Source organism: Pseudomonas sp. RA_5y_Pfl1_P24 (genome assembly GCF_963970945.1).
In the GTDB taxonomy this organism is placed as follows: Bacteria; Pseudomonadota; Gammaproteobacteria; order Pseudomonadales; family Pseudomonadaceae; genus Aquipseudomonas; species Aquipseudomonas tritici.
The window spans coordinates 415,695-436,229 of the sequence record NZ_CAXAOJ010000003.1 but is presented as its reverse complement, the minus strand read 5'-3'; the positions used below and the strand labels follow the sequence as shown (position 1 = coordinate 436,229).

24 protein-coding genes are annotated in these 20,535 nt (G+C 57.5%); 11 read left to right on the top strand and 13 right to left on the bottom strand.

Annotated elements, in window-relative coordinates; genetic code table 11:
• The first annotated feature begins 207 nt into the window (after nt 1–207).
• The 11 genes from sctW to sctU are packed head-to-tail and all read left to right on the top strand — an operon-like array spanning nt 208 to nt 10,345.
• Nucleotides 208–1,272 (top strand): type III secretion system gatekeeper subunit SctW, encoded by a 1,065-nt coding sequence (gene sctW, locus AACY30_RS06785; RefSeq protein WP_339468319.1) that lies wholly within the window; start codon nt 208–210, stop codon nt 1,270–1,272.
• On the top strand, nt 1,269–3,362 hold the full coding sequence (gene sctV / locus AACY30_RS06780; RefSeq protein WP_339468320.1) for a type III secretion system export apparatus subunit SctV: 2,094 nt from the start codon (nt 1,269–1,271) through the stop codon (nt 3,360–3,362). Before sctW ends, sctV begins: the two co-directional genes overlap by 4 nt.
• Nucleotides 3,363–3,396: 34 nt before the next feature.
• Complete coding sequence (locus AACY30_RS06775) at nt 3,397–4,296, top strand: FHA domain-containing protein (protein ID WP_339540053.1); 900 nt, start codon at nt 3,397–3,399, stop codon at nt 4,294–4,296.
• Entirely contained in the window at nt 4,293–5,651 is a 1,359-nt protein-coding gene (locus AACY30_RS06770) for a FliI/YscN family ATPase (RefSeq protein ID WP_339468322.1), read from the top strand. The genes AACY30_RS06775 and AACY30_RS06770 overlap by 4 nt, the downstream gene beginning before the upstream one ends.
• A complete protein-coding gene (gene sctO / locus AACY30_RS06765; protein ID WP_339468323.1) occupies nt 5,638–6,066 on the top strand; it encodes a type III secretion system stalk subunit SctO in 429 nt (142 codons plus the stop codon). The genes AACY30_RS06770 and sctO overlap by 14 nt, the downstream gene beginning before the upstream one ends.
• Complete coding sequence (locus AACY30_RS06760; RefSeq protein ID WP_339540040.1) at nt 6,063–6,521, top strand: type III secretion system HrpP C-terminal domain-containing protein; 459 nt, start codon at nt 6,063–6,065, stop codon at nt 6,519–6,521. The genes sctO and AACY30_RS06760 overlap by 4 nt, the downstream gene beginning before the upstream one ends.
• Complete coding sequence (locus AACY30_RS06755; protein WP_339468327.1) at nt 6,518–7,531, top strand: FliM/FliN family flagellar motor switch protein; 1,014 nt, start codon at nt 6,518–6,520, stop codon at nt 7,529–7,531. The genes AACY30_RS06760 and AACY30_RS06755 overlap by 4 nt, the downstream gene beginning before the upstream one ends.
• Nucleotides 7,528–8,181, top strand: coding sequence for a type III secretion system export apparatus subunit SctR (sctR, locus tag AACY30_RS06750; RefSeq protein ID WP_339419623.1), 654 nt, complete (start codon nt 7,528–7,530; stop codon nt 8,179–8,181). The genes AACY30_RS06755 and sctR overlap by 4 nt, the downstream gene beginning before the upstream one ends.
• A 7-nt stretch (nt 8,182–8,188) precedes the next feature.
• Nucleotides 8,189–8,452 carry a type III secretion system export apparatus subunit SctS gene (sctS, locus tag AACY30_RS06745; protein WP_314560937.1) on the top strand — a complete coding sequence of 88 codons (264 nt, stop codon included), beginning with the start codon at nt 8,189–8,191 and terminating at the stop codon, nt 8,450–8,452.
• Nucleotides 8,453–8,462: 10 nt separating this feature from the next.
• The gene (gene sctT, locus AACY30_RS06740; protein WP_314560936.1) at nt 8,463–9,251 is read left to right on the top strand and encodes a type III secretion system export apparatus subunit SctT; all 789 of its coding nucleotides are present in this window, start codon (nt 8,463–8,465) and stop codon (nt 9,249–9,251) included.
• The gene (gene sctU, locus AACY30_RS06735; RefSeq protein ID WP_339468331.1) at nt 9,248–10,345 is read left to right on the top strand and encodes a type III secretion system export apparatus subunit SctU; all 1,098 of its coding nucleotides are present in this window, start codon (nt 9,248–9,250) and stop codon (nt 10,343–10,345) included. The genes sctT and sctU overlap by 4 nt, the downstream gene beginning before the upstream one ends.
• Here the strand turns inward: sctU and AACY30_RS06730 are convergent, their stop codons facing one another.
• The 13 genes from AACY30_RS06730 to AACY30_RS06670 form a co-directional block, all read right to left on the bottom strand.
• Complete coding sequence (locus AACY30_RS06730) at nt 10,346–10,684, bottom strand: transcriptional regulator (RefSeq protein WP_339468333.1); 339 nt, start codon at nt 10,682–10,684, stop codon at nt 10,346–10,348.
• A gap of 11 nt (nt 10,685–10,695) precedes the next feature.
• On the bottom strand, nt 10,696–10,899 hold the full coding sequence (gene hrpT, locus AACY30_RS06725; RefSeq protein ID WP_339468335.1) for an HrpT family type III secretion system protein: 204 nt from the start codon (nt 10,897–10,899) through the stop codon (nt 10,696–10,698).
• Complete coding sequence (sctC, locus tag AACY30_RS06720; RefSeq protein WP_339540039.1) at nt 10,896–13,031, bottom strand: type III secretion system outer membrane ring subunit SctC; 2,136 nt, start codon at nt 13,029–13,031, stop codon at nt 10,896–10,898. Before sctC ends, hrpT begins: the two co-directional genes overlap by 4 nt.
• A gap of 408 nt (nt 13,032–13,439) precedes the next feature.
• Nucleotides 13,440–13,658: a hypothetical protein gene (locus AACY30_RS06715; RefSeq protein WP_339468338.1), complete on the bottom strand. Its 219-nt coding sequence runs from the start codon at nt 13,656–13,658 to the stop codon at nt 13,440–13,442.
• A gap of 94 nt (nt 13,659–13,752) precedes the next feature.
• Entirely contained in the window at nt 13,753–14,340 is a 588-nt protein-coding gene (gene sctL, locus AACY30_RS06710; RefSeq protein ID WP_339540038.1) for a type III secretion system stator protein SctL, read from the bottom strand.
• Nucleotides 14,341–14,342: 2 nt separating this feature from the next.
• Nucleotides 14,343–14,699, bottom strand: a complete 357-nt coding sequence (locus AACY30_RS06705; RefSeq protein ID WP_339540037.1) for a type III secretion protein — start codon at nt 14,697–14,699, stop codon at nt 14,343–14,345.
• 190 nt (nt 14,700–14,889) lie between these two features.
• Nucleotides 14,890–15,711, bottom strand: coding sequence for a type III secretion system inner membrane ring lipoprotein SctJ (gene sctJ / locus AACY30_RS06700; protein WP_339540036.1), 822 nt, complete (start codon nt 15,709–15,711; stop codon nt 14,890–14,892).
• Nucleotides 15,712–15,717: 6 nt separating this feature from the next.
• Nucleotides 15,718–16,080 carry a hypothetical protein gene (locus tag AACY30_RS06695; RefSeq protein WP_339540035.1) on the bottom strand — a complete coding sequence of 121 codons (363 nt, stop codon included), beginning with the start codon at nt 16,078–16,080 and terminating at the stop codon, nt 15,718–15,720.
• A 112-nt stretch (nt 16,081–16,192) separates the two neighbouring features.
• Nucleotides 16,193–16,396, bottom strand: coding sequence for a hypothetical protein (locus tag AACY30_RS06690; RefSeq protein WP_339468344.1), 204 nt, complete (start codon nt 16,394–16,396; stop codon nt 16,193–16,195).
• A 181-nt stretch (nt 16,397–16,577) separates the two neighbouring features.
• The gene (locus tag AACY30_RS06685) at nt 16,578–17,504 is read right to left on the bottom strand and encodes a sigma 54-interacting transcriptional regulator (protein WP_339468345.1); all 927 of its coding nucleotides are present in this window, start codon (nt 17,502–17,504) and stop codon (nt 16,578–16,580) included.
• Nucleotides 17,505–17,912: 408 nt separating this feature from the next.
• Nucleotides 17,913–19,013, bottom strand: coding sequence for a redox-regulated ATPase YchF (gene ychF / locus AACY30_RS06680; RefSeq protein ID WP_339468346.1), 1,101 nt, complete (start codon nt 19,011–19,013; stop codon nt 17,913–17,915).
• A gap of 21 nt (nt 19,014–19,034) precedes the next feature.
• Entirely contained in the window at nt 19,035–19,619 is a 585-nt protein-coding gene (gene pth, locus AACY30_RS06675) for an aminoacyl-tRNA hydrolase (RefSeq protein WP_017529915.1), read from the bottom strand.
• Between the two features lie 169 nt (nt 19,620–19,788).
• Complete coding sequence (locus tag AACY30_RS06670) at nt 19,789–20,397, bottom strand: 50S ribosomal protein L25/general stress protein Ctc (protein WP_339468347.1); 609 nt, start codon at nt 20,395–20,397, stop codon at nt 19,789–19,791.
• Between the last annotated feature and the right edge of the window lie 138 nt (nt 20,398–20,535).

Sequence of the window (20,535 nt, the reverse complement as noted above, 5' to 3'; positions counted from 1 at the left end):
CACTGGCTGTGCCAAGAAAAAATCTTTTCTAACTCATTGATTAATATAGATAAATTTTTTGAAATGACGCGTTTTTGTGCAGCGCCTTGCGCAGAGCTCTGAAGATCTGTGCAAGTCTTTTCAAATGTGTCGCGGGATGCGGCTGGATGGAACCGTTTGAGCAGGCCTTGCCACACAGGGAAACACTCTTCCTGTTCAGGTCTGTCCATGAAAGTCGAATCCTCCCCCGATGTGCAAACGGTCCGTCCTCTGGATCAACCTGCTGTCATCCAGACCTCTACGCCTGCGCCCGTCAATGGCGTGGATGAGCTCGCCTACCTGTTCAACCTGGAAGTGGAAAACAATAGCCAGCCCTTGAGTCAGCGGAAGATGAGCGTGCGCGTGCCTCCGATCGAGCACATGGCGGAGCTTTATCGTCAGCTAGGTCATCCGGCCAAGAAGACCCTGGCAATGATTGCTTTGCTGGTCAGGGACGCGTTACGGCAGCGGGCTGATGTTGGAGAATTGCTGAGGCTTTCCGAGGGAGACCCCGCGCGCGCGTTTGTCGTGCTCAAATATGTGTCGGCCCAGGCAGACACTGAAGTGCGCCCGTCCGAGGCGGCATTGGCGCGTGATGCCATGGCCAAGCTGCAGGCCCGCTTCAAAGGGGAGATTCAGGCCGGCCTGAACATCGCCGTGGCACTGCAGGCGGCCAGTGTCGATCCGCAGGAGCGCCAGGCGCTGCGTACGCTCTACTACGCCAGTGTGGTCACGCGCCAATCGTTGTCGACGATGATGCAGGCGTTGCTCGGCGTGTACGGCGGCGAACGGTTTGCCGACGGGCTCATCGTGATGCGCAAAGCGCTGGCGGACGATATAGCGGCCAAGGTGTCGTCAATGCCGACACCGCTGTTGCGCACTTTGTTACTGGGCCTGCAGAGCTGTGGGCAATTGAGCGGGGTGCTGGCGGGTTGTCATGCGCTGCTCCAGCGCCTGGGCATCAATCACGACGCAGTGAGCTTGCTGCAGCGCATGCTGAGTTTCGCCGGTACTGGTATCACCTCTGCTGAGATTCTACGGATCGGCGATGAACTGGCGGGTGGTCCGAATGCCCAGCAATTGGTGGCGCTCAATGCTCTTTACCCCTTGGTCCAGCAATTGCCATTAGCGTTATGGCTCGACAGTCGAGTGCGTGAAGAAACCCTTCGTGGCTTCCTGGCGGTGATGGGGGAACTGGATCGGCTCGCGCGTGGCCCTGCACGTTTTCCAAGTGAACTGGGGGCCATGGCGTGACGGCACTTTCGGCCATCAACCGCTTTTTGCTCAAGGTTGCGCAGCGCGCCGAAGTGCTGGGCGCTGTGGTGGTGCTGGCCATCGTCTTCATTTTTATCGTGCCGTTGCCCACCTGGTTGGTGGACATTCTGATCGCGCTCAACATCTGCATCTCGTGCCTGCTGATCGTGTTGGCACTGTACCTGCCGGGTCCCCTGGCGTTCTCTTCGTTCCCCTCGATCCTGCTGTTGACCACCATGTTTCGCCTGGCGCTATCGATCGCGACCACGCGCCTGATCCTGCTGGAGCAAGACGCCGGTGACATCGTCGAAGCCTTCGGCAATTTTGTGGTCGGCGGCAACCTGGCCGTGGGGATGGTGATCTTCCTGATCCTGACACTGGTCAACTTCCTGGTGATCACCAAGGGCTCGGAGCGGGTGGCCGAAGTCGCGGCGCGGTTCAGCCTGGATGCGATGCCCGGCAAGCAGATGTCGATCGACAGCGACCTGCGTGCCGGCCTGATTGACGGCATGCAGGCTCGGGACAAACGCGAGCAGTTGTCGCGCGAGAGTCAATTGTTCGGGGCTATGGACGGGGCCATGAAGTTCGTCAAGGGTGATGCCATCGCGGGCTTGATTATCGTTGTGGTCAATCTGTTGGGTGGCTTCTCCACGGGCATGTTCCAACATGGTTTGAGTGCTGCGGATTCAATGGCACTGTATTCGGTGCTGACCATCGGCGACGGCCTGATTGCGCAGATTCCGGCGCTTCTGATTTCTCTCACCGCCGGCATGATCATTACCCGTGTGGCACCGGACGGACGCAAGGGTGCCAGCAACATGGGCGCCGAAATTGCCCGGCAAATGACCAGCGAACCCAAGAGTTGGATGATCGCCTCGGTGGGGATGCTTGCATTTGCCGCAGTACCCGGCATGCCTACCGGGGTGTTTATCCTCATCGCGACGATAACCGGTAGCTTGGGGTACTACCTGATGCGCCAGCGTCAACGGCAGGAGCAACCCGAAGCTGAAGCCGCAGAAGCGGTGCGTCCCGAAGAAAACGGTCGTGAGGACTTGCGTGGGTTTGATCCGTCAAGGCCGTACCTGTTGCAGTTCTCTCCGGTGCTGCGAGGGACGCCTGAGGTGACGGATCTTGTCCACTCGATTCGCCAGGCCCGGAACGCACTGGTCGCCAATATCGGCTTGACACTGCCACCGTTCGAGGTGGAGCTCGATGATTCGCTCGCCGATGATGAAATGCGCTTTTGTGTGCATGAGGTACCGATGGTCAAGGCCTCGGTGGTCAATCATGTGGCGGTTGAGCGTAAGGCGCTGACGGTCGAGCCTGCACACGCGATACCGGGTTTGGCCGATCGCGATGAACAGCATTGGGTTTGGCTGACGCCGAATGATCCGCTGCTCGATGATCCGCAGGTGGAACGCTTCACCGCGTCGAGCCTGATCGTTGAGCGGATGAAGCAGGCAATGATGCTCAGCGGGCCTCAGTTCCTGGGGATTCAGGAGAGCAAGTCGATCCTTAGTTGGCTGGAGCACAACCAGCCGGAATTGGTTCAGGAGCTGCAGCGGATCATGCCGCTGTCGCGTTTTTCAGCGGTGTTGCAACGCTTGGCCAGCGAAGGTGTGCCGTTGCGGGCTGTACGACTGATTGTCGAGTCACTGATCGAGTACGGCCAGCATGAACGTGAGCCGGACGCGCTGGCCGACTACGCGCGCATTGCGCTCAAGGCACAGATCTACCATCAGTACAGCGAAGCCGACGGTCTGCATGCCTGGTTGCTGTCGCCGCAGACCGAAAACATCCTGCGTGAAGCGCTACGCCAGACACAGACCGGGGTGTTCTTCGCACTTGACGACGAACATAGCGCGGCGTTGGTCGGGCTGCTCAACCAAGCCTTCTCGGTGCGTCCAAAACTCAAGAGCGTGATGTTGGTGGCGCAGGATTTGCGCAGCCCGCTGCGTACCTTGTTGCTGGAAGAATTCAACCACGTGCCGGTGCTGTCCTTTGCCGAGCTGAGCAGCACGTCCAAGGTCAAAGTACTGGGGCGCTTCGACCTGGGCCAGGATGAATTAATGCGCGATGCGGTGGCATGAGGGTTGGTCTGGGTTCAGCACGGAGGGCTCGATGATGTTCGAGCTGCGAGTGCTTGATGGGCTGCATCAAGGCGCTGCGTTGCCATTGTTTGGGGAGCAGTGGAGCATCGGTGCACACGTCGATGCTGACTTGGTACTGAACGACCCGGGCATCGCCGAGCAGCATGCGCGGCTACGACTCATCGACTCGAACTGGTCGGTGCAGGCTGAAGCGGGGCTTTTGCAGGATGCCGATGGTCAGGTGTTGGCACAGATCGCACGCCTGGCGCTCAACGTCACGTTTTTGGTCGGCAGTGTGCGGCTGTGTGTGACGTTGGCCGATGAACCCTGGCCCCAGGCGCCCGCCCCCGTAGCGACAGCGTCGCCACGGGTCAATGAGCCGGCACGGGCGCTTAAGTTATCGGCCATCTCGCATTCGCAGCAGAAGCGTCTGATTACACTGGTGCTGGTGGTGACGGTCATCTTTGTTCTGGTGGGCATGGCGTCCACCGGGAAGCCCGAGGCCCTGGCTTCCTTGATGCCACCTGTGGTGCAGAAACAGGAACTGGCCTCACCGTTTGAGGTACGCCAGCAGTTGTTGAAGATGCTCCGCGAACGTGAATTGAGCCAGCGAGTCGGTTTGCAAGTGATCAATGGGCAGGTCGCGCTCAGTGGGGACGTCTCACAGGATGAAGTGGACCTGGTCGCGCGCATGCTCAGCCGCTTTGGCGAGCAGTTCGACAGCGTGGTGCCGGTGATCAGCCGTGTACGCGTACGCGATGGGACGTTGCCGTTCAAGATCGTGCAGATCGTAGGTGGGCCCAATGGTCATGTGGTCCTGGAGGAGGGCAGTCGACTTTTTGTCGGGGATGAGGTGGACGGCCTGCGCCTAGTGTTGATCGACAACAGCAAGGTGGTCTTCGATGGCGTGCAGCGTTATGAGGTGCGCTGGTGAGCGCGGAACTGCAAGCACGCCTCGACGCCTGGCAGCAGCGCCAAGCCCAGTCGTTGGCCACTTTTGCGCCTGTGACGATGCGAGGTCGCATCCAGCGAGTCAATGGCATGTTGCTGCAGTGCCGGCTGCCTCAGGCGCGTATCGGTGATTTGTGTCGGGTGGAGAAAAAACCTGGCGACTACATGTTGGCCGAGATCATTGGTTTTGATCAGCAGGATGCCGTGCTCAGTGCCTTGGGCAACCTGGAAGGGGTGCGGGTGGGCGCTGGCGTGGAGCGTCTTGGTGTAGCGCATCGGGTCCAGGTCAGCGACGCATTGTTGGGCCAGGTGCTGGATGGCTTCGGGCGGCCGATCACGGGAGAAGGCCCCAGTGCGTTTGTCGAGGCCGACTTGCCGGACACGAGTGCGGTGTTGTGTGAGGCGCCGTTGCCCACCGAGCGCCCGCGGATCAACCGCGCGCTGGCCACCGGGGTGCGCTCTATCGATGGCCTGTTGACGCTGGGCGAGGGTCAGCGCGTGGGTCTGTTCGCGGGGGCGGGCTGCGGCAAGACCACCCTGTTGGCCGAGATCGCCCGTAACGTTGAGTGCGATGTCATCGTGTTCGGCCTGATCGGCGAGCGGGGTCGGGAGCTGCGTGAGTTCCTCGATCATGAGCTTGATGAGCAACTGCGTTCCAAAGCGGTACTGGTGTGTGCCACGTCCGATCGCTCCAGCATGGAGCGCGCCCGTGCGGCCTTCACGGCGACGGCATTGGCTGAAGGGTATCGGCGCAAGGGGCTTCGCGTGTTGCTGCTGATCGACTCCCTGACCCGGTTCGCCAGGGCCCAGCGCGAAATCGGCCTGGCCGCCGGCGAACCCCTCGGTCGTGGCGGCCTGCCGCCTTCGGTGTACAGCCTGTTGCCGCGGCTGGTGGAGCGCGCCGGGTTGACGCGTGAGGGGGTGATCACGGCGATCTATACCGTGTTGATCGAGCAAGACTCCATGAACGACCCCGTGGCTGATGAGGTTCGCTCGCTGCTCGACGGTCATATCGTGCTGTCCCGCAAGTTGGCCGAGCGCGGGCACTACCCCGCAGTGGATGTGCTGGCGAGCCTGTCGCGGATCTTGAGTAACGTCGCCGAGCCTGCGGATATCCAGGCGGGTACGGCGTTGCGGCGTTTGTTGTCGGCCTATCAGCAAATCGAGCTGATGCTCAAGCTAGGTGAATACCAACCTGGCAGCGATGCCTTGACTGACCTGGCGGTGGACAGTCGCCAGGCGGTCGACAATTTCTTGCGCCAGGACTTGCGTGAGCCTGCACCGATGGTGGCGACGCTGGCGCAACTCAAGGAGCTGACCGCCTATGTCCCTTTCTGATGTGTTGCTCGGTGAAGTCGAGACGTTGCGGCGCCTGCGTCGGCACCGGGCAGACCGGGCCGAACGTGCCTTGCGTGAGGCGAAGCGAGCCCAGCAGGCACTGTTCGCGCATATCCAGCAGGCCCAGGATGCGCTTGAGCAAACCCGGCAGGAGGAGGCCCTGCAAAGTGCTCAGTTACTCAGCCAGCACCAGGGGCAGGTACTGACCCTGCAGGCCCTGAAATCCTGGGGAACCCAGGAGCGTTCCTTGTCGGCCAGCACCCGACGAGACATGGGGCAGTTGGAAGCCTTGCGGAGCCAGCGGGAAGAAAAGCAGACCCGCGTTGGCAGTGCCCAGAAACAGGTCACGGAATGCCTGCGGCAGGTGGAAAAACTTCAGGAGTTATCCCTTTTACTGGCGCAGGAGCCGATATGACCCAGGTTTCAGATAAACCCGCAGAACGCCCGCGCCTGCGCGAAACACACGAGGAGCGAGAGTCGGGAATTGCAGGCGTAGTGCCCGCGGAGTTGACGCGGTTATTCGCCCAGTTTTGGGCCGATGACGGTGACGGCTCGGGTGCGGGAACTTCTCTGTCGGGAACGAAGGGCGTGGAGGGTGCAGCCATGATCGAGGCGCTTGCCGAACAACTGGCACCTCGTCTGCAGGCCGCTTCGCAGTGGCCGCTTCAGGCAGTGTTGTACCTGCCTCGCCTGGGGCGGATCAACGCCAGTGTGCGCCGCGAGCAGGGTGCCTGGAGTATCGACCTGGAAGCGGAGGAAGAGGCTACTGCGCGCTGGCTCAGCAGCGTGCGGCAACAGGTTGAGGGCCGGTTTACGCAAACGCTGGGGCGGCCAGCCAGCGTGTTAATGGCCAATGTCGGCTTCGCATGATAGTGCCGTTGCTGACACTCCCTTTGGTCAACGGCGATACGGTTGCCGCCCGGCGTCGACTGGGACGTGGGCTGTTCCTGGCGTTTGAGGTGGCGGGGCAGGGCGGCCAGTTGCGGCTTGAGCCTGGACGTGCGCCCGCGGGTGGCGAGGCTGTGTGCTTTGAAACCGTGTGTGGTGTGCTGGCGCTCGCCGAGGCAGGACCGTTGCTTAGCCTGCTGGGTGAATGCCCGGTGACGCTGGCCCCGTCCGGTAATGATCCGGATTCGTGGTTCTGGGCGGTGTTCCAGCATCACCTGAGTCCTCAGGTGAGAGCGCTGTTCGGCTTTGTGCGATTGCTGGAGATCGATCGACCCACAGCGTTTGGCTGCCGACTCAGTGTGACCCTGGGGAAGACTCGGGTCGAGGGGTATGTGTGGCTGAGCGCCTTGAGCTTCCTGGCGTTGTGCGATGCCGGGCCATGGCGTGCTACGGCGGTGCCGATGCCCGCCTCGTTTCGATTGGCCATTGCGGTGACCGTTGGACGTCTGCAGTTACCGATCGCGCAGGCACGCAGCCTGAGGCCCGGTGATGTGCTGGTGCTTGAACAGATCTTTTTTCTAGCCCAGGGCAGTGGCTATTTACAGGTTGGTACCCAGCGACTGCGCGGTTGTATCGACGATGACAGTGGACCGTTGCGCTTGACCCTAACTTCAATTGAGGACACGTCTGTGGACGAGGATTTCATAGCCCCCCACTACTCAGGGGAAGAGGAGGATGCACCCGTGATGGATGTATTCGGCCATGAACCGTTCGATGAGCTGAGCATGGCGCTGAACGTACGCTGCGGCACGCTGAACCTTACCCTGGGTGAGTTACGCAACCTCTCGCCCGGCGCGGTTTTGGGTATTGCCGGTTACGCGCCGGGCATGGCTGGCCTCTATTACGGGGACCGGCCTATAGGTCAGGGGCAGTTGGTGGAAATTGACGGCCGCCTGGGCTTGCAGTTGTCCCGCGTGATGTTCGGTCGATGACATTTCAGGGGGTAGACCCCCTCATCCTGGCGATATTCGTTGCTGCGTTGTCGTTGATGCCGATGCTGTTGATCATCTGCACATCGTTCTTGAAGATTGTCATTGTGTTGATGATCACCCGCAATGCCATCGGTGTGCAGCAAGTGCCGCCGAGCATGGCCATCAATGGCATAGCGTTGGCGGCCACCCTGTTCATCATGGCGCCAGTGGGCTACGCGATCGCCGAGCGCCTCAAGGTTTCCCCCCTGGACACGTCCAACGTGCAATTGTTTCTGCAGACAGGGCGTGAGGCCATCCAACCGTTGAGTGCCTTCATGCTGCGCAACGTGGACCCGGATGTGCTGACTCATCTGCTGGAAAATACCGCACGCCTTTGGCCGGCGAAAATGGCCCAAGAGGTACAACGCGAGGACCTGATCCTGTTGATCCCGGCGTTTGTCCTGTCGCAACTGCAGGCGGGGTTCGAGATCGGTTTTTTGATCTACATCCCCTTTATCGTCATCGATCTTATTGTCTCCAACCTGCTGCTGGCGCTGGGTATGCAAATGGTTTCGCCGATGACTATTTCCCTGCCGCTCAAACTGCTGTTGTTCGTGATGGTGTCCGGTTGGTCGCGTCTGCTCGACAGTCTGTTCCTTTCCTATCTCTGAGGGGCTTATGGAACCGATTGTGTTGTTCAAGCAGGGCATGCTGCTGGTGGTAGTACTGACGGCACCGCCGTTGATTGTGGCGGTGGTGGTGGGTGTGTTGACATCGCTGGTGCAGGCCCTGATGCAGATACAGGACCAGACGCTGCCCTTCGGTATCAAATTAGTGGCGGTGGGTATCACCTTGATCATGACCGGGCGCTGGATCGGCGTGGAGTTGATCCAACTGATCAATCTGACCTTCGACATGATCGGCCGCTCGGCCCTGAACTGAGGTAGCGCCTGTGCTGCTGTACCTGGAGTATCTGCCCAGCTTGCTCATCGGCATGGCGCGTATTTATCCCTGCGCCATTCTGGTGGCAGCGTTCTGTTTTCAGCATATTCGCGGCAGGCTCCGCGGCACTATTGTAATGGTCCTGGCGCTCCTGCCTGCGCCGGGTATTCACGCGGCGCTGGAGGGGCACGACTACTCGGCGCTCATACTCGCTGGGCTGGTGCTCAAGGAGATTGCCCTGGGATTGTTGCTGGGGGTACTGCTGTCGATGCCGTTCTGGATGTTCGAGGCAGTGGGAGCGTTGCTGGATAACCAGCGCGGTGCCTTGGCCGGTGGCCAGCTCAACCCTTCGTTGGGGCCGGATGCCACCCCGATGGGGCATTTGTTCAAGCAATTGGCCATTTTTCTGCTGATGACCACCCTGGGGTTGGGCGCGTTGACCCAGGTGATCTGGGACAGCTACCTGATCTGGCCTCCCACGGTGTGGTTCCCGCTGCCGGCGGCGAATGGAATGAGCCTGTTTGTCGATCTGCTGGGCGATACCTTTACACACATGATGCTCTACGCGGCGCCTTTTATTGCGGTACTGCTGTTGCTGGAGTTTGGTATCGCGCTGCTGGGGGTCTACAGCCAACAGTTACAAGTGAGCACGCTTGCGCCACCGGTCAAATGCCTGGCGGGTATCGGTATTTTGTTGCTGTACTTTGCACTGCTGCAGGACCTGATCGTCGGGCGCATGAGCCTGCTGGGCGACTTGAAACACTCACTCGGTCTCTTGATAAAGGTCGCCACCCCATGAGTGATTCAGGCGAAAAAAAACACCCGGCCTCAGCCAAAAAGCTGCGTGACCAACGCAAGAAAGGCCAGGTCGCCCAAAGCCAGGATGTCGCAAAGTTACTGGTGCTGACCGCCATCAGCGAGATTGCGTTGTTCACCGCCGAGACCAGCCTGCAACGCTTCCAGCAATTGATGCTCTTGCCGATGTCACGCCTGACGCAGCCCTTTGCGCGAGCACTGGAAGAAGTGCTGTCCGAGGGTTTGGTGGTGTTTTTCTCATTCGCCCTGTTGATGGTCGGGGTTGCGATTGCCGCCAAGCTGATCAGCAGTTGGATGCAGTTCGGGTTGCTGTTTGCTCCGCAGACCCTGAAGCTGGATTTCAACCGCCTCAACCCGATCAGCCAAATCAAGCAAATGTTCTCTGCCCAGCAATTGATGAACCTATTGATGAGCGTTGCGAAAGCATTCCTTATCGCTTTGATTGTGTATGGGGTGATCTGGCCCTCATTGGGCACGCTGATCAACCTGGCCACCAGCGATCTGCAAAGTTACATCCTGGCGTTGATTGCGCTGTTTCGTCATCTGCTGCATGCCTGCCTCGGTATGCTGCTGGTGCTGGCGCTTATCGACCTGGTGATGGTCAAGCACTTCTTTGCCAAACGCATGCGCATGACCCAAGTGGAGGTCGTCAAAGAGTACAAGGACATGGAAGGTGACCCTCACGTAAAGGGGCAGCGACGTGCACTGGCGCATCAGATGGCCCAGGAAGAACCCAAGGTCAAGCTGCCCAAGCTGGAAGAGGCCGATATGCTGGTGGTCAACCCGACTCACTTTGCCGTGGCCCTTTACTACCGGCCCGGTAAAACGGCGCTGCCCCTGCTGGTCAGCAAGGGCACAGATGACGAAGCGCGCAAATTGATCCGGCGCGCCAAGGCGGCCGATGTGCCGGTGATCCAGTGCGTATGGCTGGCACGCACGCTTTACACGAAAAAACTGGGAGCCAGCATACCCCGCGAAACCTTGCAGGCTGTGGCGCTGATTTACCGCACCTTGCGCGAGCTCGATGATGAAGCCAAGCGCGAAACCCTGGAACTGCCGGAACTCGAGCAGCGTTAATCATCTGTCCAAGGCTTGCAGATTGGCCAGCGACAGCATCCGGCTGAGGACCCTGTCGAGGGTGCTGTTCGTTGCCGGCAATGCATGCCAGATCACCAAATGGCCTTTGGCGTCGAGGTAGATAAAACAGCCATCGAACGCCACCGCCTGTTCAAAACGTCGCTCCAACGCTCGCTGCAATTGCCCGGCCTGCAACGTTTCGCGAGCGACTTGCAGGGCCAGCCCTGGGCGATTTCCGGCGGGCAGTGCGCACACCTTGATACCGGGCGCGAGGGACAAGTGAGCAGCAGCGCCGCTCACTAGGTTGTCCAGAAATACCTGGCGTTTATCGTCGGGCATTTCCTGGGTCCTCATCGTTCCAGCGACACAGTCTGGTAATCCGCCCGCTCACCGGCGGGGCCAGGTTCGACGCGCATCTGCGGCGGCCACCAGATCACCATCTTGCCCTTGGTCGATTGCGGGCGTGAGCACGAATCACCTTTGCAGGTGGGCGTACAGCCGGTGATGAGCACCGCTGCGCCGATCAGGGTCATGCACAAAAGTCTGAGTTTCATGGCGTAGCCTTTTTATCGGAAGTGATCAAGGACGGACGGGGCACACTGATATGTTCATCCTTCAACACGGGGCGCATGGCGATAAATACCTCGGCTTCTTCACCTGGCTTGAGCCAGGCGCGTGGCCACACGGTGACCGCGAGGGTCTGCGAGTTGCTGCATTCCTTTTCATCGATACGCACATTGCGCTTGAACTGGTTGCGCAACACCACGACCGCCACGTTGTATTCCGGTCCGGCGTACCACTGGCTACGTTCGGTATTCAATGCCAACAAGTCTCGTGTGCTGCACAAGGTGTTCAGCCCCAGAGGCATCGGTGCCGGGTTGAACGCCTGGGGCACTTCCCCGCTGACGAGGCGTGCCAGGGTGCTGATGATGTCACTGCGCTTGATCACCGGCTCATGGGGGGAATAGCGCCTGGCCAGTGGTGTGAGAGCGGCTTGTAACTCGGCCTGATCGGCTTGCGGCAAGTAGCGTGACGGGTCGTCCTGGTCGCCGATGACGCGTGGTGTGAGGATAAATAAGCGCTCACGCCGATTATTCTGGCGTTCAGTCGATGAAAACAGCGCCTTGCCCAACAGTGGGATATCCCCCAGCAAGGGTATCTTTTTTTGCCTGTCAGAACTCTCAGTGACGTGGAAACCGCCGACCACCAGCGAGCGTTTTTCTTCCATCACAGCTTGTGTGCTGACCTTGCCCCGGCGCACATCCAAGTGATTGGGGTCGGGGTTGGTCTCGTCGAAATTGCCATCCTCAATATCCACTGCCAAATGGATCTGGTGAACGCCGCGGCTGGTGGTGACCCTGGGCACGACCTGAAAGCTGGTGCCCACGGTGACCGGTAAGATAGTTGCGTATTCGCTGCCGGGGGTCAGGTATTGGGTGCGGTTGAAGTCAATCACCGCGGGTTGGTTTTCCAGGGTGAGCACCGAGGGGTTTGAGACCATGGTTGCTAGCCCTTTGGCTTCCAGCGCGCGGATATCTGCGTAGAAACGATCACGGTTCTCGATCGATAACTGCGACGAGGTGCCGGGTGCCATGTTCGCGCCACCCCGGAAACGACTGTTCTGGAAACCCCAGTTCACCCCGAATTCGCGCAATTGCGTGCGCTCGATATCCAGAATGATCGCATCGATTTCGATCAGCTTGCGCGCGACGTCAAGTTGCGTGATCAACTCACGGTACATGGCCTGGCGTTCCGGCAAGTCGTAGATCAGCACCGCGTTGTTGCGCAGATCGGCTTCGACGCGTATCCGGCTGTTTGAGACCGGAGCGCGCGGGGTCAATGCGGGGGCTGCGTCGAACTGCCCGCTATTGCCATTTGCACCGAGCATTTGGCCTAGCAGTGGGTTGCCCAGCCGAGGAACGTTGGGGGTGAGCGGGGCAGGCTGGGACGTCGGGCGCTGGCTCAGTCCAGTGAGCGCAGAGGCAGAACGTGGTTCCAGCAGCCCCCGCAGAATAGTGGCGACGCCAGGTACGGTGAGCTTTTCTCCGCGATAATCCACATGACGGTCCGCCGCACTGGCAAACTTCAGCGGGTAACTCAGCACGCTCTGCTTCTCATCCGGCGAGCGGCGCTGACTGCTGAACTGCTTGATCTGATCGATATAGCGCTTGGGGCCGGAGACAAGTACCACGCCGTCTTCCGGCAACTCGCCCCACCCGAAACGGCTGTCGAGCAATCCGATATCGGTCAGCGCCTGCTTAAGGTCAGCAATCGTTTCCGAGGAGACTTCCAGGCGCGCGGACTCCTGCTGGTCCAGCGTACTGATGAAGAGGGTGTTGTTGTAGAGATACCACTGAAAACGGTGCTCGACGCCCAGCCTGTCCAGCATCGATTGCGGGGTGTTCGCGCGGATCTTGCCGTTGACGTCGCCTTCCAGCAGGCCCTCGATTTGCAGTTGCGTGCCGAAGGTCTGGGCGAAGTCTTCGAGCACTTCCCGTAAGGGTTTGTGTTCAGCTTCATAGGCGTAGGCGGTGTTTTTCCATTCGGCGGGGATGGCGGCAAGGCTGTTGTGCACCGGGGCCAGCAAGCAGGCAAATGCGACCAGGCATCGCCAGTCAGGCCGTTTGCAAGGAATTTCAGGCGGGTTGAGGCGCAAGCTGCTGCGCTTAAGGATCTTGTTATACATAAAAGCTTCCCTATCTAGTGCTGTAACGAGCGTAGCGACGTAGGTTTGAACGGATGGACCGGCTTGTTCAGGCGCGCGACAGTGGCGCGCCAGGTATCGCGTTGGTTGAGCAGGGACTCGATACAGCGCTGCAGATGCTGTGCGTCGTGTCTGTCGTGCACGCAATGAATCAGCCAGAGGTCACCACTCTCTGGAGACTGAGCGAGAGCACCCTGAAAATGTGCCAGGCTGATCGCTCCGAGTCGCATCCAGGTCATCAGCGTTGATTTATTTGGGGGGGATTGGGTCAATTGGACACTGAGCAACAGAGTGGTCGAACAGAGACGCAGGACAACTTCGTCATCATTCTCGAATAATCTGAATTCCCCAGTGCCACGACTCAAATACTCGGCAAGTAACGCTTCCAATTTACTGCGCGCTGTCCAGGCCGGATTTGAGTAGCATGAACTGCACGCGGGTCTGCTCATTCAGTACATATTCAGATTTGCGGTGTTGAGTGATGAGGTCGAAAAAAAATTCCATGTCTTCCGCAGAACCGGAGTTGTTTTCTAGTGCGTAAGTGAGGTCTCGTTTAACGTGGCGTGCATCACTTAAGAGTCTGCTTTTAAAACCGTCGAAATAATTCATGGGATTTCCTCTAGGCGTACATCCCTTTTTGGTAAATATTTCAAATTGGTTCCATGGGGCTCCGGTTTTATTTCATGAAATGTATTCATTCGCCTTATTTCAAAGGGCTGTCATCATTTTTCATGAGGGTGTTGACCATGGAGATCCAGTCAATGCGGAAGTCGCCCTCTTCGGTATTCAATAGGAGCACTTGCGGTTCGATCGAATTTTCTGCGCGCAGCGTCCAGTGATTATTACCGCCGCTGTCCAGGCATCGCCTTACAGTCTCAAGTTCATGTGGGTTGCACACCAGTGTTGCTTTGATTGCGGGAACGTGGCATGCCACCAGTTGCTTGATAAGGGCGGCAATGCGGTGTGGGGCGGGCGTTTCTTCAAGGAGCAAATAGATAGTCTGGTTGGCAATCGACGTAGCGTGTCGTTCGAGGCTGTCACATAACGCCTGACGCTCGACTTCCCAACGTTGAAGTTGGGTATTCACACGCTGCCATATTTCCAGGCCGGCTTTTTCGAGCAAGTCTTCACGTTGTTCGTGTGCCTCTCGAAGTAATTGCCTAGCCGCTGCCTTTGCCTGTTCCACCACGTCACAGGCCAGGGTGTAACGTGCGAGTGCTTCGCACGAGACCAGGCTTCCCGGGACGGGAGGTGTTGCGCCAAGCGAGTCGATTTTGCGTCGGCATAACATCATTAATCTCCCTGTTCCCATGAATCAAAAGCGCCACTGTTGCCGTTCGCGCCCATCCGCCATATCACCGCATGCCAGAGGGTATCGAGACGGCTATGAGAGCCGTTGAGCGTCAGTGTTTTTTCTTCCAGGTCAAGGACGCGTCGGCGAGGAAAGCGCAGCCTGATTCGTTGCCAGGTAGCAGGGCTGATCCAGACGCGTAGTAATTGCAACGGATCGTTATCGGGTTGCAGGATATCAACGGGCAACGCTTTGGACAGACTGTTACACCACTGGTGATGGTGCTCATCCAGTGCCGTTGCGTAGGTAGGACGGCAGATGCCGTCGATCAGGGCGAGGCCCAGGTCCAGTTGTTTCATTGAAGCAACTGCCAATTGAAGTACTGTGGGGTCAGGTACTGGCGGTAGGCAGGGGGCAACGCCGTAATGTGTACCCGTGACTACCTGCCCACTGCGATGAAGCTCCACAAGCGCGGCGTATTTTTTTACCGTTTTCCAGTCTTCATGCGCATGTAACCAGGGGGCTGCCCACCATTGGGCCCATAAAAGATTACTCATTGTTTGAATGAGCCGGCAGGTCATGGGATGGCCCATGTGTTTGAGCCGGTAATACAGAGTCGTCCAGGACTTGTTGCGTTCGCTTATGCCAGAACACGCCTGCCGATATCAAAAGCACTAAGGTAAGCAGCGTGACCGTCACTAGGGTTTGCCAAAAAAAGATGTCATCTCCAGGAACCAGAAACGGCCCAAAGTAGGCCAGCCGTTGTTGGTCCAGATAAGCTGTCGCGGGCACGAAGACGACTGTCAGTTTTTGCGGGTTGTCGACGGCTGCGGCCATCCCCGGAATGCTACTTGCAACCATCCTGCGAACACGCGCCCTGATTTTGTCCGGGTCAAGCCGCGGATCATGTTTAATGAACACGGACGCGGAGGCGGGTTGTACTGGCTCCCCCGGAGCAATGCGCTCCGGCAATACCACATGTACGCGGGCCACGACAACGCCGTCAATGTTCGATAAAGTTGTTTCCAGCTCTTGGGATAACGCGTAGATGTAGCGGGCTCTTTCTTCCAGCGGCGTTGAAATCACGCCTTCTTTACGAAAGGTGTCGCCCAGCGTAGCGCGTGCTGCTCGAGGGAGCCCGACGGCCTCCAGTGTTCGTACGGCACGCGCCATGTCGGATGCATTGACAACCACGATGACGCCATCTTTTGCGGGGACTTTCGTGGCGCGGATATGTTTGTCTGCCAGTTCTGCTACGACTTCATTGGCCTCCTGTTCAGTGAGTTGGCGATGAAGCTCGACACGTTCACTGCAGGCATTCAATAGGAACGAGAAAAACAGGATGAATGCGATAAATAGCGGGCGGTTCATTTTAACCTACTGGAGGTTGCTGATTTTATCGATGCATTGGGCCGTCTTGCCGACGCTCTTCGTCAACATGTGCGTCAGTAGCAAGGCGTCGGAAAGCTGACTTGGATATTTTCTAGCCTCGTCGAATTTGTTTGTGCCGCTGAGTGCGCGCAGACTCTTGGTCATGCGATCAGTGACATAAGTTAGCTTGCCGGCGGCGTCGGCAAACGGGGTTTGTGGATTGAAATGACTAACCGCCATGTTCGGGAATGAAGAGGGAGTCAAGGCCGAGTTGAAAAAGTTTACATCTGTACTTGAGGCGCGCACGTCGTCTGTTCTGGAGACACCAGACAGTCTGATTTCAGCAGGATTTATAACGTTTATCATCATGGAGCCCCGCCGCTGAGTGGTATGGATTTGCAGTGTTTAGTGGGAATAACAATGTTCACTTAGATGGCCTCTCCGCAGGGGATGTCGGAAAGGCCAAGACGCTGTCGTGTAATTACAAACGCAGGGCGTCAACGGCTGATTTGATACCGCTGGTATTAGCGTTTTCTGCCGCTTTGAATGCGTTTTTTACGCCATCCGCCCGTTTTTTTGCTTCTGTGGCTTCAAGGCCTGCGTCGGCATCTTGAGCAGACATGCTGCTGTTATTGCCGAAACCGCCCGAATAAGGTGAAAAGGATGAGCTGCTAGGAATAGCCATGTTGTTTCTCCTTGTATAACGTTAGGTTTACTGGATTCAGCGATACTTTAAGACGGGGTTATCACCGCAATGCTGTTCCACTATTTATGTGGTTCAAGAGATGTATGCGTTCCCAGCAGCACTGGAAGGTATGTTTCAAAAGATGTGCTACCTTTTTGCTCGGCGCACGTTCAGGGCATTCTCAGTTCAGTGATACGCCTAGATGCTTCATTCGGTGGTAGAGCGTTCTTTTGGCAACACCCAGCTCATTCGCCACACTGTCGACACAGTGGCTGTTTTGACGAAGCGACTCCTCAATCAGCGACTTCTCCATCTGATGCAAGCGTGTCTTCAGGCTCATGTCTAGTTCCTGGCGGATCATCACTGTTGTAGAGAGCGGTGGCAGGCCGAGTACGAAGCGCTTCGCCGTGGAGCGTAGCTCGCGGACATTGCCTCTCCAGGAGTGGCACAGCAACTGCTGTAACAGCTGGTTACTGGGAGAGGGAGGGGGCTGGCATTTGAAGTGATCAGCCTCTTGCTCAATCATCTCAAGGAACATAGGTATGATCCGCCCTGGCTGATCCCGCAACGTTGGGAGGTGGATACCTACGACATTCAAGCGAAAGTATAGGTCGCGACGGAAGGTACCTTGCTCGACCATGTCGTGCAGGGCGTGCTGGGCAGATGCAATCACGCGCATGTCTACTGGGATGAATCGGGTAGAGCCTAAACGTTCCACCCCACGGGATTCCAATACGCGTAAAAGCTTTGCTTGCAGCGTCAACGGCATGCTGTCGATTTCATCTAGGTATAAGGTGCCCAGATGGGCCGCTTCAATGAAGCCAGCCCGAGATTGCATGGCGCCCGTGTAGGCGCCACTGTTTACGCCGAATAGCTGGCTTTCGGCAAGGCTTTCCGGAATGGCAGCACAGTTGACCGCGACGAAGTTTCCTTTGCGGCGGGAGAGGTGGTGTATATGGTGCGCCAAGGTATCTTTACCAGTACCTGTTTCTCCCAGTAGCAGAATATCTACATCGAGAGCCGCTGTGCTATTTACCGTGGTTTCGATACTCGGGCAATCAGAAAAAGATATATTTGTTATAAGTCTATTCTGACTGAGCGTCGACATGGCGCTTTGCTCCAATGTAGTGGCTGAGTTATGTGGGGCCTATCTCCGTATGCACTCAGTTAAACAGGAATTTTTTCTGATGTCACGATTCCGTCAATGCATAAAGTCATGCTTAAGGCTTAAGCAGTAGGTGTTAAAACTTATCAAGGTTTTATTGGCTTGTTTATACAAGAGGGGTGTAAGAGAAGTCTTAAAATAATAAGGAATAGCTTTGGTGGGCGCGGGTTTTTTCGGTAAAAGGTAAGGAGTATGCCAAACTTTTTTATTTAAACTTTTCAGGCAGTGTCCTGTTCATAGGTGCGTCCGTGAACAGAAAAGATTTTAAATTTGACGAGAGAGCGCCCACAAAAAAACCGATGCAACTGCATCGGTTTTTTTTTTGTGTGCGGTGTAAATCGCGGGTGGTACTTAGACGTTAAAGCGGAAGTGCATCACATCGCCATCTTTAACGATGTATTCCTTACCTTCCAAGCGCCACTTACCGGCTTCCTTGGTACCGGCTTCGCCCTTGTACTGGATGAAGTCGTTGTAGGCGATCACTTCGGCGCGGATGAAGCCCTTCTCGAAGTCGGTGTGGATCACGCCGGCAGCCTGTGGCGCGGTGGCGCCGACTTTGACGGTCCAGGCGCGGACTTCTTCGACACCGGCGGTGAAGTAAGTCTGTAGGTGCAGCATTTCGTAGCCAGCGCGGATCACTCGGTTCAGGCCAGGCTCTTCCAGGCCCAGGGCCTCGAGGAACATGTCTTTCTCTTCGCCGTCATCCAGCTCGGCGATTTCCGCTTCGATCTTGTTGCACACCGGAACCACGATCGCGCCTTCTTCGTCGGCGATAGCCTTGACCACGTCGAGCAGCGGGTTGTTCTCGAAGCCGTCTTCAGCAACGTTGGCGATGTACATCACAGGCTTGGTCGTCAGCAGATGGAAGCCCTTGATCACCGCTTTTTCGTCGGAGCTCATGTTCTTCATCAGGCTGCGCGCAGGCTTGCCTTCGGTAAAATGGGCAATCAGCTGCTCCAGCAGGCCTTTCTGGACCACTGCATCCTTGTCACCGCCCTTGGCGTTACGCGCAACCTTCTGCAGTTGCTTTTCGCAGCTGTCGAGGTCGGCGAAGATCAGTTCCAGGTCGATGATCTCGATGTCACGCTTCGGGTCAACGCTGTTGGAGACGTGAATCACGTTCTCGTCTTCAAAGCAGCGGACCACGTGGGCGATGGCATCGGTCTCGCGGATGTTGGCCAGGAACTTGTTACCCAGGCCTTCACCTTTCGACGCACCGGCTACCAGGCCGGCGATGTCGACGAATTCCATGGTGGTCGGCAGGATGCGCTTGGGATTGACGATGGCCGCCAATGCCGCAAGGCGCGGGTCCGGCATAGCCACGATACCGCTGTTGGGTTCGATGGTGCAGAAGGGGAAGTTCTCCGCTGCAATACCGGACTTGGTCAAGGCGTTGAACAGGGTGGATTTGCCGACGTTGGGCAGGCCGACGATGCCGCAATTGAATCCCATGGTGTTTCCCCTCGGTAAGAGTCAGGCCTTCTGGCTGTGCAGGTTTTTCATCGCGCGGTTCCATTCACCGGCGAAGATATCCGGCAGCACGCCGAGGGCAAAATCGATGCTGGCATCGAGTTTTTCCTGTTCGGCGCGTGGCGCACGACCCAGGACGAAATTTGAAACCATACTGGCAACGCCTGGGTGGCCAATGCCGAGCCGCAGACGGTAAAAATTATTCTGATTACCCAGCTGCGCAATGATGTCGCGCAGGCCATTGTGCCCGCCATGCCCGCCGCCGAGCTTGAGCTTGGCAACGCCGGGTGGCAGGTCCAGTTCGTCATGGGCCACCAGGATTTCCTCGGGTTTGATCCGGAAGAAGCCCGCAAGCGCCGCGACAGATTGGCCGCTGCGGTTCATGTAGGTGGTGGGAATCAGCAGACGAACATCCTGACCCTGATGCGAGAAGCGCCCGGTCAGGCCAAAATATTTGCGATCGGCCGCAAGGTTTACACCTTGTGCGTGGGCGATGCGCTCAACAAAAAGGGCCCCCGCGTTATGCCGGGTCTGTTCGTATTCGGCGCCTGGATTTCCCAGGCCAACGATCAGTTTAATGGCAGTCACGACAGGAGCCCTTCCTTTGGAGTTGTGAATAACATCGCCGCAACCTGGTTGCGGCGAAAGTGGACGACAGAAGCTAACTTATCCAGAGATAAACTTCGCGTTATCGCCCGCTTTCTCGCTACGTTTCGGTCCGCGATGTTTCCTCAAGCTCCGACGTTACAGAGAGAAATTACTCTGCAGCGGGTTCTTCAGCTTCGTCAGCTTCTACGACAACACGTGGAGCGTGGACGTTGGCAACAGCCTTGTCGTCATCGTGAGCCAGAGCGACGAATTCAACGCCTTTAGGGGCTTTGAGGTCGGACAAGTGAATGATGGTGCCGATTTCAGCAGCCGACAGGTCGACTTCGATGAACTCAGGCAGATCTTTCGGCAGGCAGCTTACTTCCAGCTCAGTGGCAGTGTGGGAAACAACGCCACCTTTCTTGATCGGTGCTTCTTCACCGACGAAGTGCACAGGTACGATAGCGTTCAGCTTTTGACCGGCTACAACGCGGATGAAGTCAGCGTGCAGCACGTGGCCTTTGGCTGGGTGGCGTTGCAGAGCCTTGATGATGACGTTCTGCTTTTTGCCACCGACGTTCAGCTCGATGATGTGGCTGTAGGCCGCATCGTTTTCGAGCAGTTTGGCAATTTCTTTAGCCAGCATGCTGATGGATTCAGGGGCTTTTTCGCCACCGTAAACTACAGCTGGAACCAGGCTTGCGAGACGACGCAGGCGGCGGCTCGCACCTTTCCCCAGGTCGGAACGCACTTCAGCATTCAGAGTAAAATCGTTCATGTTGTATCTCCAAAATAACCACATTCGCCCCAGCGTTTGCGACCAGCGCTAAAGGCGATATGGGCAAAAAAGCCCCGCCCCAACAAAATGCTGGGGCGGGGCGCTTTTCGTCAGTGAGGTGTACCGAAGGTTTGACCC

What these genes read in the sequence shown, in the direction of transcription:
- sctW (WP_339468319.1), top strand. Translation starts at nt 208, where the DNA reads ATGAAAGTCGAATCCTCCCCCGATGTGCAAACGGTCCGTCCTCTGGAT.
- AACY30_RS06775 (WP_339540053.1), top strand. Translation starts at nt 3,397, where the DNA reads ATGTTCGAGCTGCGAGTGCTTGATGGGCTGCATCAAGGCGCTGCGTTG.
- sctO (WP_339468323.1), top strand. Translation starts at nt 5,638, where the DNA reads ATGTCCCTTTCTGATGTGTTGCTCGGTGAAGTCGAGACGTTGCGGCGC.
- AACY30_RS06760 (WP_339540040.1), top strand. Translation starts at nt 6,063, where the DNA reads ATGACCCAGGTTTCAGATAAACCCGCAGAACGCCCGCGCCTGCGCGAA.
- AACY30_RS06755 (WP_339468327.1), top strand. Translation starts at nt 6,518, where the DNA reads ATGATAGTGCCGTTGCTGACACTCCCTTTGGTCAACGGCGATACGGTT.
- sctR (WP_339419623.1), top strand. Translation starts at nt 7,528, where the DNA reads ATGACATTTCAGGGGGTAGACCCCCTCATCCTGGCGATATTCGTTGCT.
- sctS (WP_314560937.1), top strand. Translation starts at nt 8,189, where the DNA reads ATGGAACCGATTGTGTTGTTCAAGCAGGGCATGCTGCTGGTGGTAGTA.
- sctU (WP_339468331.1), top strand. Translation starts at nt 9,248, where the DNA reads ATGAGTGATTCAGGCGAAAAAAAACACCCGGCCTCAGCCAAAAAGCTG.
- AACY30_RS06730 (WP_339468333.1), bottom strand. Translation starts at nt 10,684, where the DNA reads ATGCCCGACGATAAACGCCAGGTATTTCTGGACAACCTAGTGAGCGGC.
- hrpT (WP_339468335.1), bottom strand. Translation starts at nt 10,899, where the DNA reads ATGAAACTCAGACTTTTGTGCATGACCCTGATCGGCGCAGCGGTGCTC.
- sctC (WP_339540039.1), bottom strand. Translation starts at nt 13,031, where the DNA reads ATGTATAACAAGATCCTTAAGCGCAGCAGCTTGCGCCTCAACCCGCCT.
- AACY30_RS06715 (WP_339468338.1), bottom strand. Translation starts at nt 13,658, where the DNA reads ATGAATTATTTCGACGGTTTTAAAAGCAGACTCTTAAGTGATGCACGC.
- sctL (WP_339540038.1), bottom strand. Translation starts at nt 14,340, where the DNA reads ATGTTATGCCGACGCAAAATCGACTCGCTTGGCGCAACACCTCCCGTC.
- AACY30_RS06705 (WP_339540037.1), bottom strand. Translation starts at nt 14,699, where the DNA reads ATGAAACAACTGGACCTGGGCCTCGCCCTGATCGACGGCATCTGCCGT.
- sctJ (WP_339540036.1), bottom strand. Translation starts at nt 15,711, where the DNA reads ATGAACCGCCCGCTATTTATCGCATTCATCCTGTTTTTCTCGTTCCTA.
- AACY30_RS06695 (WP_339540035.1), bottom strand. Translation starts at nt 16,080, where the DNA reads ATGATGATAAACGTTATAAATCCTGCTGAAATCAGACTGTCTGGTGTC.
- AACY30_RS06690 (WP_339468344.1), bottom strand. Translation starts at nt 16,396, where the DNA reads ATGGCTATTCCTAGCAGCTCATCCTTTTCACCTTATTCGGGCGGTTTC.
- AACY30_RS06685 (WP_339468345.1), bottom strand. Translation starts at nt 17,504, where the DNA reads ATGTCGACGCTCAGTCAGAATAGACTTATAACAAATATATCTTTTTCT.
- ychF (WP_339468346.1), bottom strand. Translation starts at nt 19,013, where the DNA reads ATGGGATTCAATTGCGGCATCGTCGGCCTGCCCAACGTCGGCAAATCC.
- AACY30_RS06670 (WP_339468347.1), bottom strand. Translation starts at nt 20,397, where the DNA reads ATGAACGATTTTACTCTGAATGCTGAAGTGCGTTCCGACCTGGGGAAA.